Source organism: Acidimicrobiia bacterium, assembly GCA_035651955.1.
Classification (GTDB): domain Bacteria; phylum Actinomycetota; class Acidimicrobiia; order IMCC26256; family JAMXLJ01; genus JAMXLJ01.
The window spans coordinates 70,923-85,474 of record DASRES010000090.1 but is presented as its reverse complement, the minus strand read 5'-3'; the positions used below and the strand labels follow the sequence as shown (position 1 = coordinate 85,474).

The following is a 14,552-nucleotide window of genomic DNA, read 5'->3' as shown; positions in this document are numbered from 1 at the left end:
ATCCTGCCCGGCGTGTCGGATTGGGCCTTCGCGAAGGTCTGGGACGCGATCGCGCGCGAGACGCCGGAGCGCGTCGCGGTCGTCTGCGGCGACCACCGGGTCACGTTCGCGCAGCTCGAGGACCGCGCGGCCCGTCTGGCCGGTCATCTCGAGCGGGCCGGTGCCGAGCCCGGGATGCGGGTCGCCGTCGACATGGTCAACCGGCCCGAGTACCTCGAGGCGTTCTACGCCGCGCTGAAGCTCGGCTGCGTCCCCGCCAACGTCAACTACCGCTACGGGCCCGAGGAGATCCACTACCTGCTCGAGGACTCGGGCGCGCGGTTCCTCGTGTACGAGCCGGAGTTCGGCGCGCCAGTGCGGATGGCGGTGCACCGCGTCCCGGTGCCGTGGCGACCGACCCTCGTCGAGACGGGTGAGGAGTACGAACGGATCGTGACGACCGGCGAGCGCGCGTCCGGCGCGCGCGAGCCGTCCGGCGACGACCTCGTCTTCCTGTACACCGGCGGCACGACCGGGATGCCGAAGGGCGTCATGTGGCGCAACGACGACCTGTACGTCGCGTTGTGGCAGATGGCGCGCCCGGGAACCGAGCCGCCCGATCCCGTCGCCGCCGTGCGCGCGGGCAAGCACGCGGCGACCGCGCTCCCCGCGTGCCCGCTCATGCACGGCACCGGCCTGTTCATCACGTTGTCGACCCTCAGCGGGGGCGGCACCGTCGTGCTCATCGACCGTCCCGGCCTCGACGCGGAAGCGATCTGGGACGCCGTCGAGCGCGAGCACGTGCAGGTCCTGACCATCGTCGGCGACGCGTTCGCGCGCCCGCTGCTCGCCGCGCTCGACGAGCAACCGGGTCGGTGGGATCTCTCGTCGCTGCGCGCGATCACGTCGTCGGGCGTCACGTGGAGTCCCGAGACCAAGCGCGGGCTGCTCGCGCACGTCCCGCGTGTGCGCCTCCTCGACTCGCTCGGCGCGTCCGAAGGCTTGATGACGCGCAACGAGACGTCGGCGGGATCGGAGATCAAGCCCGCGCGCTTCTCGGTGAACGACCGTGTGAAGGTGATCACCCCGGACGGGCGCGAGGTGCAGCCCGGTTCGGACGAGAAGGGGCTCATCGCGGTCGGTGGGCGGATCCCGCTCGGCTACCACAACGACGCCGAGAAGACCGCGGCGACGTTCAAGGAGATCGACGGCGTCCGCTACTCGCTCCCGGGCGACTGGGCGTCGGTCGATGCCGACGGCACGATCCAGCTCCTCGGGCGCGGGTCCGCGTGCATCAACACGGGCGGCGAGAAGGTGTACCCGGAGGAGGTCGAGCTCGTCCTGCGCAGCCATCCCGACGTGTTCGACTGCGTCGTCGTCGGCGTGCCGGACGAGCGGCTCGGCGAGATGGTCGTCGCGCTCGTCGAGCCCGTCCCCGGACGCGACGCCGACGAGGACGCCCTCCGCGCCTACTGCCGGTCGCGGACCGCGGGCTACAAGACGCCGAAGCGCGTCCACGTCGTCGACTCGTTGGAGCGCTCCGCCGCGGGCAAGGCCGACTACCGGCTGTTGCGCGAGATGGCGGCCCGGCTGTCGAACGAAGAGGTGTGATGCCGCGCACACGCTTCGTCATCGACGGCTCGAACCTCGCGACCGAGGGCCGCACGATGCCGAGCTTCGCTCAGTTGCGCGAAGCGGTGGACGCGCTGCGGGCCGAGCACCCGGACAGCACGATCACGGTCGTCGTCGACGCGTCGTTCGAGCACCGCATCGACAAGTCCGAGCAGCCCGCCTTCCACGCGGCCGAGGCCGCGGGAGACGTCGTGTCACCACCGGCGGGCGCGATCGGTCGCGGCGACGGGTTCCTCCTGCAGATCGCGAACCGCACGGGCGGGACGGTCGTGTCCAACGACTCGTTCCAGGAGTTCCACGGCGAGCACGAGTGGTTGTTCGAGACGGGCCGCCTGATCGGCGGCAAGCCCGTCCCCGGGGTGGGGTGGATCTTCTCGCTGCGGTCGCCCGTGCGCGGACCGAAGAGCCACCGCGCGGTGCGTGCCGCGGCGCGGGAGTCGCGCAACGACCGCGCGGTGACGGCCGCGATCGCGGCCGCGACCGCCGACGCGCTCGCGCCCCGCCCGGCGGCGTCGCGCAAGCGTCGCCGCAGCCGCTCGGCCGGCCCGCCGCCCGGCGCGGTGAACGACCCCCACCCCTTCCTCATGTTCGTGATCAACCACCCGCTCGGTGACGAGGTGGAGGGATCGGTCGAGGAGTTCGCGTCGCACGGGGCGTTCGTGCGCACCAACGGAGTCCGCGCGTACGTCCCGCTCACCGCGATGGGCGACCCGCCGCCGACCCGCGCGCGCGACGTGTTGCACCGCGGCGCGACCCGTCCGTTCGTCGTGCAGGCCTTCGACGCGCCCCGCCGCGGCGTCGAGCTCGCGCTCCCGGGCTTCGCGCGCATCGCGGGCGAAGCGTCGCAGGAGACGGTCGAGGCGGAGATCGGCGACGAGCCCCAAGCGGCCGCGCGCGCGGCGACGAAGGGCGCCCGGGGCGCGAAGCGACCGCCGAAGACGACCAAGAAGGCCGCGACGCCCGCGAAGAAGGCCGCCGTCGCGAAGGCCGTCAAGAAGACGGCCGTCGCGAAGACCGCAGGGGCGAGGAAGGCCACCGCGAAGAAGGCCGCGCCGAAGAGGACGACGGCCAAGAAGGCGACCGCGAAGAAGGCCACACCGAACAAGACCGGCCAGAAGAAGACCGGCGAGCAGAAGGCCACGGCGAAGAAGACCGGGGCGAGGAAGAGGTCGGCGCCATGACGAACGGCCAGGACGTCCCCACGGTCGAGGTCGCCGACGTCGACGCCCTGGTCCGCGGCGGCGCCGTCCTCCTCGACGTGCGCGAGCCCGAGGAGTGGTACGCGGGCCACGCGCCGGGGGCGACCTGGATCCCGCTCGGGCGCGTCCCCGCGGAACGAGCGGCCCTGCCGACCGACCGGCCGGTCCTCGCGGTCTGCCGGGTGGGCGGTCGCTCGGCGCAGGCCGTCGCCGCGCTCCGCCGGTGGGGCGTCGACGCGCGCAACGTCGCCGGCGGCATGCAGGCGTGGGCGGCCGCAGGCCTACCCGTCGTGACGGACGACGACCGGCCGGGCCACGTGGTCTGAACCGGGGGTGTCCCGGTCGTCGCGTTCGTGCGCGCCTCTTGTCCTTCGCGGCGAATGTCCGTATCCTGCGCGGGACCGGCCACCGGTCGTCGCTCTCGACGGCCCGCCTGCGCGAGCGCTCGGCACGAGCCCGGAGCGTGAGCGCCGGGCGCGGATGCTGGGTGCGAGTGCAGGCAGAGGGGCAGGGGCTCGGATCTCCGAGCCGATGGGCGACGTCGACGGCGGCGACCGGTGGACAGGCCGCTCCTCTTCCACGGAAGGGCGGGGAGCCACGGATGGCGAGGACGAACGGGTCACACGCGGGCGCACGTGCCAGGGGCAGGCGGGCGCTCGCTCCCGTCGTCCTCGCCGTCCTCGTGGCCGGGGCCGTGCTCGCGCCGGTCGCGACCGGCGCGCTGGGCGGTGACGACCGGGCCACCGCCGACACCCGCGTCGACGTCGACACCGACCCCGCCGGTGCGCACGTCGAGCTGGGCCACGACCTGAGCTGGGTCGAGGTCGGGGGGACGCCGGCCGGTGGTGCCGGCGGGAGCGGCGGCCACTCGTCGGGGTGCCGTCGCCGCTGGGTCCCGGCCGCCGAGCCCGTCGCCTACCTGGAGGCTCCCGCGCCCGTCTTCGCGGCGCCGGTGCCGCTGCCGCCAGCGCCGTCGCCCGACGCGAAGCCCTACAACGTGTACTGCGACGGGGCGTACGTCTGGACGGTGTGGGCGACGCCGAGCCAGTTCAACGGCGGGGACATGACCGCGGCCGCGCGCTCGCTCGCCGAGAGCCTCGTGCAGGACCTGCCCTTCCCGGCCGTCGGCATCGGGATCAGCCCCCAGGACCGCGGTCTCGCCGGGCTCGAGAGCTGGTTCTGGATCACGGGCTACGACGGCGCCACCATCGTCGACTCCGTGAGCGGGTTCGGCACGACGGTGACGGTCGAGGCCCGCCCGACGGGTGTCCAGTGGTCCTTCGGCGACGGGACCGACACGGTCCCGGGCGACTTCGGACGGGCGTATCCCGCGCGCTCGACCGTGACGCACACGTACGAGCGTCGTTCGGGAAGCGACGGGTTCGTCGTCGAGGCGGACCTCGCGCTCGACGCGCGCTACCGCGTGAACGACGGGCCCTGGCAACCGCTGGACGCCGTCGCGCGCGGCGCGACCGCGACGTACCGCGTCGACGAGGCGCGCTCGCAGCTCCAGACGACGCCCTGACCCGAGGTCCGGTCCGGTTACCGGCAGGTAGGGTGCGGTGCATGACGTTCACGCGCGCCGGCGCGCTCGCACGCCTCGCCGACGAGCACTTCGACCTGCTCGTCGTCGGCGGCGGCATCACGGGGGCCGGCGTCGCGCTCGACGCCGCCTCCCGCGGGTTGCGCACCGCGCTCGTGGAGCGACACGACTTCGCGTCGGGGACGTCGTCGAAGTCGTCCAAGCTCGTCCACGGCGGGCTGCGCTATTTGCAGCAGCGAGAGTTCCGCCTCGTGTACGACGCGCTGCGCGAGCGTCAGATCGCGTTGCGGAACGCGCCTCACCTCGTACGTGTGCTGCCGTTCCTGATCCCCGTCCTGACTCGCGACGGGCTGATCGACCGCCGGCTCGCTCGCGCGCTCGGCAGCGCGATGTGGATGTACGACGTGACGGGCGGCGCACGCATCGGGCGGATCCACCGCCGGATCGACAAGAGGCGCGCGCTCGAGCACATGCCGTCGCTCGCGGCCGACCGGCTCGCGAGCGCGTACCTGTACTACGACGCGCAGGCCGACGACGCCCGCCTCACGCTGACGATCGTGCGCAGCGCGGTCATCGAGCACGGCGCGGTGGCCGCGAACTACGCGTCGGTGACCGCGTTCCTGAAGGGCGCGGACGGACGGGCGCGCGGTGCGCGGGTGGCGACCGGTGACGGCAACGAGGTCGAGGTGCGCGCGGACGCGGTCGTGAACGCGGCGGGTGTCTGGGCCGACGACGTCCGCGCGCTCGACGAGGGCGCCCACCCGCACTCGATCCGGCCCGCGAAGGGCGTGCACGTCACCGTGCCGTGGAGCAAGGTGCGCAACGACATCGCCGCGATCGTGCCGGTCCCGAAGGACCGGCGGTCCATCTTCGTCGTGCCGTGGGGCGACCTCACGTACATCGGCACGACCGACACCGACTACGGCGGCCCGCTCGACGATCCCGTCTGCACGCCCGACGACGTGCAGTACCTGCTCGGCGCGATGAACGCGTCACTCGCCGAGCCGCTGACCGAGCGCGACGTCGTCGGGACGTGGGCCGGGCTGCGTCCGCTGCTCGCGAGCGCGGCGAGCGAGCGGACGGCGGACCTGTCCCGCCGCCACGCGGTCGCACGTTCGGCGAGCGGCATGGTCACCGTCACGGGCGGGAAGCTGACGACGTACCGGGCGATGGCGGCCGACGCCGTCGATGCCGTCGTCGGCGAGCTCCGGCACGGCGGCCGCAGCCGCACGAAGCGGCTGCCGCTGCTGGGCGGTCGCGGGTACGAGGCGCCCCCCGCCGGCGCCGAGCCGAGCCGGCACGAGCACCTCGCCGGCCGGTACGGCACGCTCGCCGCCGACGTGCGCGCGCTCGTCGCCCAGGACGCGTCGCTCGGCGAACCGGTCGTCGCCGGTCTGCCGTACCTGCGCGCCGAGGTCGTCTACGCGGCCCGGGCCGAGATGGCGCAGACCGTCGACGACGTCCTGAGCCGCCGCACACGGGCGCGCCTGCTGGCGCGGGACGCGTCCGCCCGAGCAGCCGACGACGTCGGCTCGATCCTGATGCGCGAGCTCGGCTGGACCGAGGCCGAGCGTGCCGCGCAGGTCGAGTCGTACCGGCGCGCGGTCGCGTCGGAGCGCGAGGCGGCCGACCTCCCCGAGACCGCGCTCGACTCCTCGGTGGGTGCCTGAGCGAACGAGCCGGAGGCGAGTGGAAGCGTGGCCCAGCGGCCCGGCGCCGAAGGCGCGAAGAGCGGAAACGTGACGACCGGCGCGCCGACGCCACCGGTCGCGCTCGCACGCGCCGACGGCGAGATCCAGGATCGTCTCGACGGCGCGCGTGTCGAGGTCGGCGACGCGCTTGCCCGTCGCCTTGCCGGCGTGTGCGAGACGGTCCGCGACGGCGACGCGGTCGACGAGGTGGCGCGCGACTGGTGGCCGATCGGGATCGCGTGGGCGCTGCACGGTCAGGTGCCCGCGCGGCCCGGCCTGCTCGCGCGACCGACCGACGCCACGCAGGTCGCGGACGTGCTCGCCGCGTGCGACGACGAGCGCGTCCCGGTCACCGTGACGGCCGGCCGCAGCGGCGTCTGCGGCGGCAGTGTCCCGGTCCACGGCGGTCTCGCGCTCGACCTGACCGGGCTCGCCGGCATCCGCGACGTCGACGACACGTCGCTCGTCCTCGACGTGCTGCCCGGGACGTTCGGGACGTGGCTGGAGGAGACGCTGCAGTCGGATCACGGGCTCACGCTCGGTCACTGGCCACAGTCGATCGACCTCTCCACCGTCGGTGGCTGGCTCGCGTGCCGATCGGCCGGGCAACTGTCGACGCGCTACGGGAAGATCGAGGACATGGTCGTCGGGCTCGACGTCGCGCTCGCGGACGGCCGCGTCGTGCACACCGGCGGCGCTCCCCGCGCGGCGGTGGGTCCCGACCTGAACCAGGTGTTCGTCGGCTCGGAGGGCACGCTCGGTGTGATCGTCGGCGCGCGGCTGCGCGTCCACCCCGCGCCGACGTACTTCCGCGACGCCGCGTTCGGGTTCGCGTCGTTCGCGGAGGGTGTCGACGCGTGCCGTCGCGTCCTGCGGCGCGGCGTGACGCCCGCCGTCCTCCGCCTGTACGACGCGGTGGAGGGCGAGCGCAACTACGCGACCGGGGAGCGACACGTGCTGCTCGTGCACGACGAGGGTGATGACGCGATCGTCGACGCGACCCTCGACGCCGTCGAGGAGGAGTGCACGGGCGGCGAACCTCTCGACGACGCGCTCGTGCGGCGTTGGTTCGAGCACCGGAACGACGTGTCGGCGCTCGAGCACAACTACCGACGCGGCGTGGTCGTCGACACGATGGAGGTCGCCGCGTCGTGGCGCGACTGCCCACGCGTGTACCGCGAGACGGTCGACGCGATCGCCGCCGTCGCGGGCACGGTCGTCGCGTCGGCCCACCTGTCGCACTCCTACGTCGACGGCGCGTGCCTCTACTTCACGTTCGCGGGCGTCCCCCCCGCCGACGAAGCCGACGCGTACTACCGCGCGGTGTGGGACGCGGGCACGGCCGCGGCACTGGCTGCCGGTGCGGCGCTGAGCCACCACCACGGCGTCGGCCTCAACCGCGCACGGTTCGTCCGCCGCGCGCTGGGCGACGCGTACGACGTGCTCGTCGCGCTGAAGCACGCGATCGACCCGCACGGGATCCTGAACCCCGGCAAGCTCGGGCTCCCGGACCCGTTCGGACCGACCGGCTGGTAGCCGGCGCGCCGTGGCGATCCTGGTCGTCGACGTCGGGACGAGCTCGGTGCGCGCGGCGGTCGTCCACGACGACGCGTCGGTCCACGCCGAGCGCGCCGTACCGCTCCTGCCCCACTCGCCCGCGCCCGGGCTCGTCGAGCTCGACGCGGCCGCGATGGCGCGCGCGGTCCTCGACGTCGCGCACGGCGCGCTCGACGCGCACGGCGGCGCGGGCACGGTCGACGCGGTCGGCATCGCGAACCAGCGCTGCTCGACGATCGTGTGGGACCGCGCGACCGGCGAGCCGCTCGCGCCGGGACTCGGCTGGCAGGACCTGCGCACCGTCGGCCGGTGCCTGGAGCTGCAGGCGCAAGGTCTGCGGGTCGCGCCGAACGCGTCGGCGACGAAGCTCGAGCACCTGCTCGACCTCGTCGACGCCGAACGCACGCGCGACGTGTGCTTCGGCACCGTCGACACGTGGATCGCGTGGACGCTCTCGGGCGGCACGCTCCACGTCACCGACGCGACGAACGCGGGCGTCAGCGGGATGGCGACGGCCGACGGTGGCGACTGGTCGGACTCAGTGCTCGACGCGCTCCGCATACCTGCACCCGTGCTGCCCGCGATCGTCGACTCGAGCGGCGTCGTCGGCGAGGCGACCGAGCTGCCCGGCGCGCCGCCGATCGCCGCGCTGATCGGTGACCAGCAGGCGTCGCTCGTGGGCCAGGGCTGCGTACGGCCCGGTGACGCGAAGATCACGTTCGGGACGGGCGCGATGCTCGACCTCTGCCTTCCCGCGCGGCCGTCGTTCACGACGCGCGGTCCGCAGGGAAGCTTCCCGATCGCGGCGTGGCGCCGCGCGGGGCGGATCACGTGGGGCGTCGAGGCGATGATGCTCGCGGCGGGGACGAACGTGGAGTGGCTGCGCGACGACCTGGAGCTCGTCACGACCGCGGCCGAGTCCGACCGCGTCGCGTCGGAGTGCGACGACACGGGCGACGTGTGGTTCGTGCCGGCGTTGCTCGGCCTCGGCACGCCGTACTGGGACCACGGCGCCCGCGGCACGTTGCTCGGCCTGACCCGGGGCACGGGCCGTGCACACGTCGTGCGCGCGGTGCTCGAAGGCATCGCGCACCGCGGCGCCGACCTCGTCGAAGCGGCCGAGGCGGACGGTGGCGTCGCGATCGGTGCGTTGCGAGTCGACGGCGGGATGAGCGCGAACGCGACGTTCGTGCAGGCCCTCGCGGACGCGTCGCAGCGCGACGTCGAGGTGTCCCCCGTCGCGGAGGCGACGACGTTGGGCGCCGCGTTCCTCGCGGGCCTCGCGACCGGCGCCTGGCGTGACGAGGACGAGCTCGCCGCGACGTGGTCGCCTCGCGCGCGCGTCGAGCCACGCCGGGTGCTCGACCGTGCGCGGTGGCGGCACGCGTGCGAGCGCGCGGGGCACTGGATCCCGGAGCTGTCCTCGATCGACTTCTGATCGAACGCTGGGTACGGTCACGCGCATGGCGATCGCAGCGCTCTTCGAGGCGATGTTCGGCGCGGATCTCCCAATCGGATTCCGCGCGTACGACGGGAGCGCGGCCGGCCCGCCGGACGCGCCGACGACGATCGTCCTGCGATCGCCGGATGCGTTGCGGCGCCTGCTGACCGCGCCGGGCGAGCTCGGGCTCGGACGCGCGTACGTCGCGGGGGACCTGGACGTCGAGGGCGACATCTTCGCGGGACTCGAGGCGCTGCGCGACCGGCTCCCGGACGTCCGTCTCGACGCGCGCCAGTGGGTCCGGGCGTTGCAGCTCGTCGGCGCGAGCGGGCTGCGCCGCCTGCCGCCACCGCGCGAGGAGGCGCGCCTCCGCGGCCGTCGCCACAGCAAGGCGCGCGACGCGGCCGCGATCGCGCACCACTACGACGTCTCGAACACCTTCTACCGCATGGTGCTCGGACCATCGCTCACGTACTCCTGCGGCGTCTGGTTCTCGCCCGACGTCGGGCTCGAGACGGCGCAGGCGACCAAGCACGAGCTGATCTGCCACAAGCTCGCGCTCGAGCCCGGGATGCGGCTGCTCGACGTCGGCTGCGGATGGGGCTCGCTGCTGCTGCACGCGGCCGAGCACCACGGCATCCGGGGCGTCGGCGTGACCCTCTCACGCCGGCAGGCCGAGCTCGCGTCGAAGCGCGTCGCGGAGGCCGGGCTGGCCGACCGGGTCGAGATCCGTGTGCAGGACTACCGCGACGTCGCCGACGGCCCGTACGACCGCATCAGCTCGGTCGGCATGTTCGAGCACGTCGGGCTCTCGCAGCTCCAGGTCTACTTCGACCGGCTGTTCGCGCTGCTGGCGCCGGAGGGACGGTTGCTCAACCACGGCATCAGCCGCCCGAGGCCCGGCCGTACCGGCTTCTCGCGCCGCAGCTTCATCGACCGCTACGTGTTCCCGGACGGCGAGCTGCACGAGGTGGGCGCCGTGATCTCGACGTTGCACCGCAGCGGCTTCGAGGCGCGTCACATGGAGAGCATCCGCGAGCACTACGCGCTCACGCTGCGCGCGTGGGTCGCGAACCTCGAGCGGAACTGGGACGCGGCCGTTGCCGAGGTCGGCGCGCCGCGCGCGCGCGTGTGGCGGCTGTACATGGCCGCCTCCGCGCTCAACTTCGAGGCGAACCGCACGCAGGTGCACCAGGTGCTCGCGGTCAAGCCGCGCGGCGGGAGCAGCGGTCTGCCGCTGCGCCCGCGTCTCGAGCTCGACCGCGCGTTCAGCGCGAGCTGAGGTCGTCGAGATTGCGCGCGAGCTGCAGGTGCAGCGCCGCGCTCCCGACCGCGCCGAGTGACATCAGGCGGACGCGCATCCCGACCCTGCGTGTGACGACGCCGACGATCGCGTCGCCGAGGTCGACCACACCCGCGATGCCGACCCACCCCTGCGGGAAGCGGTTCTCGCGCACCGAGATCTCCATCCCGAGGCCGATGAGCGCGTCGCGGATGCCGGCGACGCGCGCGAGGTAGCGCGTCGCGGGCGACCGTGCCTGGATCCCGAGCAGCGGGCCGGTCAGCCGCGGCGCGACGGCGAGCGTGAGCCCGAGCACGATGCGGCTGCGCGCGAGCACGCGCGTCACCGCGCGCGGATCGTTCAGATCGAGGGTCGTCGCCACGCCGTGATCCTACGCGGCGGGGGAATTTTTCCCCGTCCCGCGCAATCCCGGCCCGACCTGCGCAGACACCGTCGTGAAACGTTCGCCGCAAACGCTTCCCGCACCGTCCACGACTTCATCCGCGCCGATGCGGTGCCGTTACCTCGTCGGACGGCAGCCGGCCCAACGGGAGGAACGTCGTGACGAAGGTGCGTGCGACCAGCGTGCTCCTGGCCGTCGCCTTGCTGGCGACCGCGTGCACCGCGACCGGGTCGGACCGCAACGGGCAGGGCGGCGGCCTCCCGCCGCGACCCGTCGGCGCGCCGTACTGGAAGGGGTGGGACGTCGCGCGCGCGATCGCGCTCTCGTCGAACGAGCAGGGTGGGTTCGTGCTCGACGGGTACGGCGGCCTGCACGGGTTCGCGCTGCCGGGGCACACGGCACCGGCGACGCCGAGCGGGACGCCGTACTGGAACGGTCAGGACCTCGGGCGCGGCCTCGCCCTGCGACACGACGGCACGGGCGGCTACGTCCTCGACGCATGGGGCGGCATCCACCCGTTCGGGCTGGGCGGCCACGCCGCGCCCGCCGCGCCGACCGGCACGCCGTACTGGCAGGGTTGGAGGATCGCCCGGTCGATCACGCTGCTGCCGGACGACGACGGTGGCTACGTGCTCGACGGCTTCGGCGGCGTGCACGCGTTCGGCCTCGACGGCCACCCGGCACCCGCGCTCCCTTCCGGAACCCCGTACTGGACGCGCGACATCGCCCGGGCGATCGTGCTCACCGGTGACGGGTCGGGCGACGGTGGCTACGTGCTCGACGGCTTCGGCGCGGTCCACCCGTTCGCACTCGGCGGTCAGTCGCCGCCCGCGGTACCGGCGCGGCTGCCGCACTGGGACGGGTTCGACATCGCGCGCGGGATGGCGCTGTTCGCGGCGGGCAGCGGGTACGTGCTCGACGGCTTCGGCGGCATCCACCCGTTCGCGGCGCCGACCGCGCCCGCACCGCCCGTGACCGCGTCGACCGGCGCGATCCGGGCCGCGTTCTACTATCCGTGGTTCCCCGGGGGCTGGAACCAGCAGGGCGTCGACCCGTACACGAACTACCACCCGAGCGCGGGCTTCTACGACGGCACACAGCTCGGCGTCGTGCAACAGCAGATCGCCGCGATGCAGTACGGCAACATCTCGGCCGGGATCGCGTCCTGGTGGGGTGCGGGGAGCGACACCGACAAGCACATGCCGACGCTGTTGCAGGCCGCGTCCGGCACGTCGTTCAAGTGGACGATCTACTACGAGAACGAGAGCCTCGGCGATCCGTCCGTCGCGACGATCAACGCCGATCTCACCTATCTGCGTGACCACTACTGGTCCTCGCCGAACTGGCTGCGCGTCGACGGCAAGCCGGTCGTGTTCGTCTACGCGGACGCGAACGACGGGTGCTCGATGGCACAGCGCTGGAAGGACGCGAACACGCTCGGCGCGTACGTCGTGCTGAAGGTGTTCCAGGGCTACCAGTCGTGCGCCGCGCAGCCGCAGGCGTGGCACCAGTACGCGCCGGCCAGCGGCGCGCAGGTCCACCTGCCGTACTCGTACGCGGTCTCGCCGGGGTTCTGGAAGGTCGGCGAGTCGCCGCGGCTCGGGCGCGACGTCAGCCGGTTCCGCCAGGACGTCGCCGCGATGGCTGCGTCGAGCGCCAAGTTCCAGCTCGTGACGACGTTCAACGAGTGGGGCGAGGGCACGGCCGTCGAGTCCGCGACCGAGTGGGCGACGGCCTCGGGCTACGGCGCGTATCTCGACGTGCTCCACGACTACCCGGTGGCCGCGCCGAGCTCGACGTCCGCGACGACGTCGACGACCGTGGGATCGACGCCGACGACCGTGGGGTCGACGCCGACGACCGCGCCGCCGTCAGCCGGTGCCCCGTGCGGGACGGCGAGCGCGTCGCCGGCGCGATACCGGCACGTCATCTGGATCTGGATGGAGAACAAGAGCTGGCCGGACGTCATCGGGAACCGCAGCGCGCCGTACGAGACGCAACTCGCGAACGCGTGCGGCACGGCGACGAACTGGGGTGACGCCGGGAGCCAGTTCCCGTCCGAGCCCAGCTACGTCGGTGCGACGTCGGGCCTCGCCGGCAGCGCGCTGAACCCGTTCGCGGGTGACGCGCCGCCGTCGGCGACCGTGAGCACGACCTCCGACAACATCTTCCGGCAGGTGCGCGCGGCCGGCGGTACCGAGCGGTCGTGGGAAGAGGGCATGAACGGCAACTGCTCGGTCTCCGGCACGCGCTACGCGCCGAAGCACAACCCGGCGGTGTACTTCTGGGGCGGTCAAGACCGTGCCGCGTGCGCGGTGGACGACGTGCCGATGGGCTCCGCGACGTCGGGTCCGTTCGTCGACGCGCTTCGCAACGACACGCTCGCGACGTTCAACTTTGTCACCCCGGACCTGTGCGACGACACGCACGACTGCCCGGTCGCGAACGGCGACGCGTTCCTGTCCGCGCTCGTCCCGCAGATCCTCGCGAGCCCGTCGTACCGGCGGGGCGACACCGCACTCTTCGTCGTGTGGGACGAGGACACGCCGATCCCGAACATCGTCGTCGCGCCGTCGGTCCGTCCCGGGACGGTCGTGACGACGCCGGTGAGCCACTACTCGTTGCTGCGGGCGACCGAGGAGATGCTCGGCCTGCCGTTGCTCGGCGCGGCGCAGACGGCACCGAGCCTCCGGGGGCTGTTCAACGTGTGACGCGCGGCGTGTAGACGCTGCCGAAGCGGCGTACGAGCACGACCCGCACCGGCACGATCGCGATCCAGAAGTACTTCGCGACATCCACGTTCCACAGCGCGATCGGTATCGAGAGGGCGAACACGATCGGGACGCTCATCCCCCGGAGCTGCGCGTGGCGGATGAACGCGCGCGGTGTGTCGGGGCGGAGCAGACCGGGCGTGTGCGTGATGTGGGCCCACAGCGCGACGGAGGAGCAGCCGACGGCCGCCGCCGCGCCCGCGTACGCCATGGTCGCGATGCGGGTCTCGCCGTAGCGACCGAGCATCGCCGTCGGGAACGGGAGGATCGCGACGAACGCGAGGAGCACGAGGTTGAGCGCGACCGCGGTCGGGTCGACGCGGCGCACGTAGTGGAACATCCGGTGGTGCGCGAGCCAGATGAGCGCGATCACCGCAAAGCTCAGGAAGTAGCTCCAGATCGCGGAGACCTCGTCGTTCAGTGCGGCACCGAGATGCGCGCTCGGCACGTCGGGAACGCGCACCGACAGCACGAGCAGCGTCATCGCGATCGCGAACACCGCGTCACTGAAGTAGACGACGCGGTCGAGGTCGACGCCGCGTTCGAACGTCCGGTGATCGTCCTCGCTCACGCGAGGTGGACGCCTTCCAGCGCGAGCAGCGCACGCTTCGTCGCGATCCCGTGCATGCCGCCCCCGTAGCCGCCGATCCGCCCACCCGACGCGATCACCCGGTGGCACGGCACGGCGAGCGGCACCGGGTTGCGTGCCATCGTGGTGCCGACGGCGCGCGCGGCGCCGGGCGTGCCGGCCATCTCGGCGAGCTCGCCGTACGTCACGGTCTCGCCCCACGGCACGTCACGCCGCAACGTCTCGAGGACGTGACGCCGGAACGGCGACCCGACGGCGCTCAGGTCGAGCGGTGCGTCGTGCAACGGCCCAGCGTCGCCGTCGAACCAGGCGTCGACGGCGGCCGCGACGCGGGCGTCGCGCTCCGGTGGCACATCGGGCTCGTGACCGTCAGCGGACGGCAGCGCGATGCGCGCGATCGCGCCGTCGCCGACCACGACGAGCAGCTCGCCGATCGGCGTCGGCTGACGCCACCAGCGCATGTTC

12 protein-coding genes are annotated in these 14,552 nt (G+C 73.3%); 9 read left to right on the top strand and 3 right to left on the bottom strand.

Annotated features, from left to right (window positions below; genetic code table 11):
* Positions 1-12: 12 nt before the first annotated feature.
* The 8 genes from VFC33_20205 (at position 13) to VFC33_20170 (ending at position 10,324) form a co-directional block, all read left to right on the top strand.
* A complete protein-coding gene (locus VFC33_20205; protein ID HZR15568.1) occupies positions 13-1,590 on the top strand; it encodes an AMP-binding protein in 1,578 nt (525 codons plus the stop codon).
* Positions 1,590-2,792: a hypothetical protein gene (locus VFC33_20200; protein ID HZR15567.1), complete on the top strand. Its 1,203-nt coding sequence runs from the start codon at positions 1,590-1,592 to the stop codon at positions 2,790-2,792. Before VFC33_20205 ends, VFC33_20200 begins: the two co-directional genes overlap by 1 nt.
* On the top strand, positions 2,789-3,136 hold the full coding sequence (locus tag VFC33_20195; protein ID HZR15566.1) for a rhodanese-like domain-containing protein: 348 nt from the start codon (positions 2,789-2,791) through the stop codon (positions 3,134-3,136). The genes VFC33_20200 and VFC33_20195 overlap by 4 nt, the downstream gene beginning before the upstream one ends.
* A gap of 275 nt (positions 3,137-3,411) precedes the next feature.
* The gene (locus VFC33_20190; protein ID HZR15565.1) at positions 3,412-4,335 is read left to right on the top strand and encodes a hypothetical protein; all 924 of its coding nucleotides are present in this window, start codon (positions 3,412-3,414) and stop codon (positions 4,333-4,335) included.
* A 41-nt stretch (positions 4,336-4,376) separates the two neighbouring features.
* Complete coding sequence (locus tag VFC33_20185; protein ID HZR15564.1) at positions 4,377-6,023, top strand: glycerol-3-phosphate dehydrogenase/oxidase; 1,647 nt, start codon at positions 4,377-4,379, stop codon at positions 6,021-6,023.
* Between the two features lie 27 nt (positions 6,024-6,050).
* Positions 6,051-7,580, top strand: coding sequence for an FAD-binding oxidoreductase (locus tag VFC33_20180; protein HZR15563.1), 1,530 nt, complete (start codon positions 6,051-6,053; stop codon positions 7,578-7,580).
* A gap of 10 nt (positions 7,581-7,590) precedes the next feature.
* Positions 7,591-9,039: an FGGY family carbohydrate kinase gene (locus VFC33_20175; protein ID HZR15562.1), complete on the top strand. Its 1,449-nt coding sequence runs from the start codon at positions 7,591-7,593 to the stop codon at positions 9,037-9,039.
* 25 nt (positions 9,040-9,064) lie between these two features.
* Complete coding sequence (locus VFC33_20170) at positions 9,065-10,324, top strand: cyclopropane-fatty-acyl-phospholipid synthase family protein (protein ID HZR15561.1); 1,260 nt, start codon at positions 9,065-9,067, stop codon at positions 10,322-10,324.
* Here the strand turns inward: VFC33_20170 and VFC33_20165 are convergent.
* Positions 10,311-10,706: a hypothetical protein gene (locus VFC33_20165; GenBank protein ID HZR15560.1), complete on the bottom strand. Its 396-nt coding sequence runs from the start codon at positions 10,704-10,706 to the stop codon at positions 10,311-10,313. The genes VFC33_20170 and VFC33_20165 overlap by 14 nt on opposite strands.
* A 179-nt stretch (positions 10,707-10,885) precedes the next feature.
* Between VFC33_20165 and VFC33_20160 the strand changes: the two genes are divergently transcribed.
* Positions 10,886-13,438, top strand: a complete 2,553-nt coding sequence (locus VFC33_20160; GenBank protein ID HZR15559.1) for an alkaline phosphatase family protein — start codon at positions 10,886-10,888, stop codon at positions 13,436-13,438.
* Here VFC33_20160 and VFC33_20155 read toward each other — a convergent pair.
* On the bottom strand, positions 13,428-14,069 hold the full coding sequence (locus tag VFC33_20155; GenBank protein ID HZR15558.1) for a TMEM175 family protein: 642 nt from the start codon (positions 14,067-14,069) through the stop codon (positions 13,428-13,430). The two genes, VFC33_20160 and VFC33_20155, sit on opposite strands and share 11 nt — an antisense overlap.
* Positions 14,066-14,548 carry a methylated-DNA--[protein]-cysteine S-methyltransferase gene (locus VFC33_20150; protein HZR15557.1) on the bottom strand — a complete coding sequence of 161 codons (483 nt, stop codon included), beginning with the start codon at positions 14,546-14,548 and terminating at the stop codon, positions 14,066-14,068. The genes VFC33_20155 and VFC33_20150 overlap by 4 nt, the downstream gene beginning before the upstream one ends.
* Between the last annotated feature and the right edge of the window lie 4 nt (positions 14,549-14,552).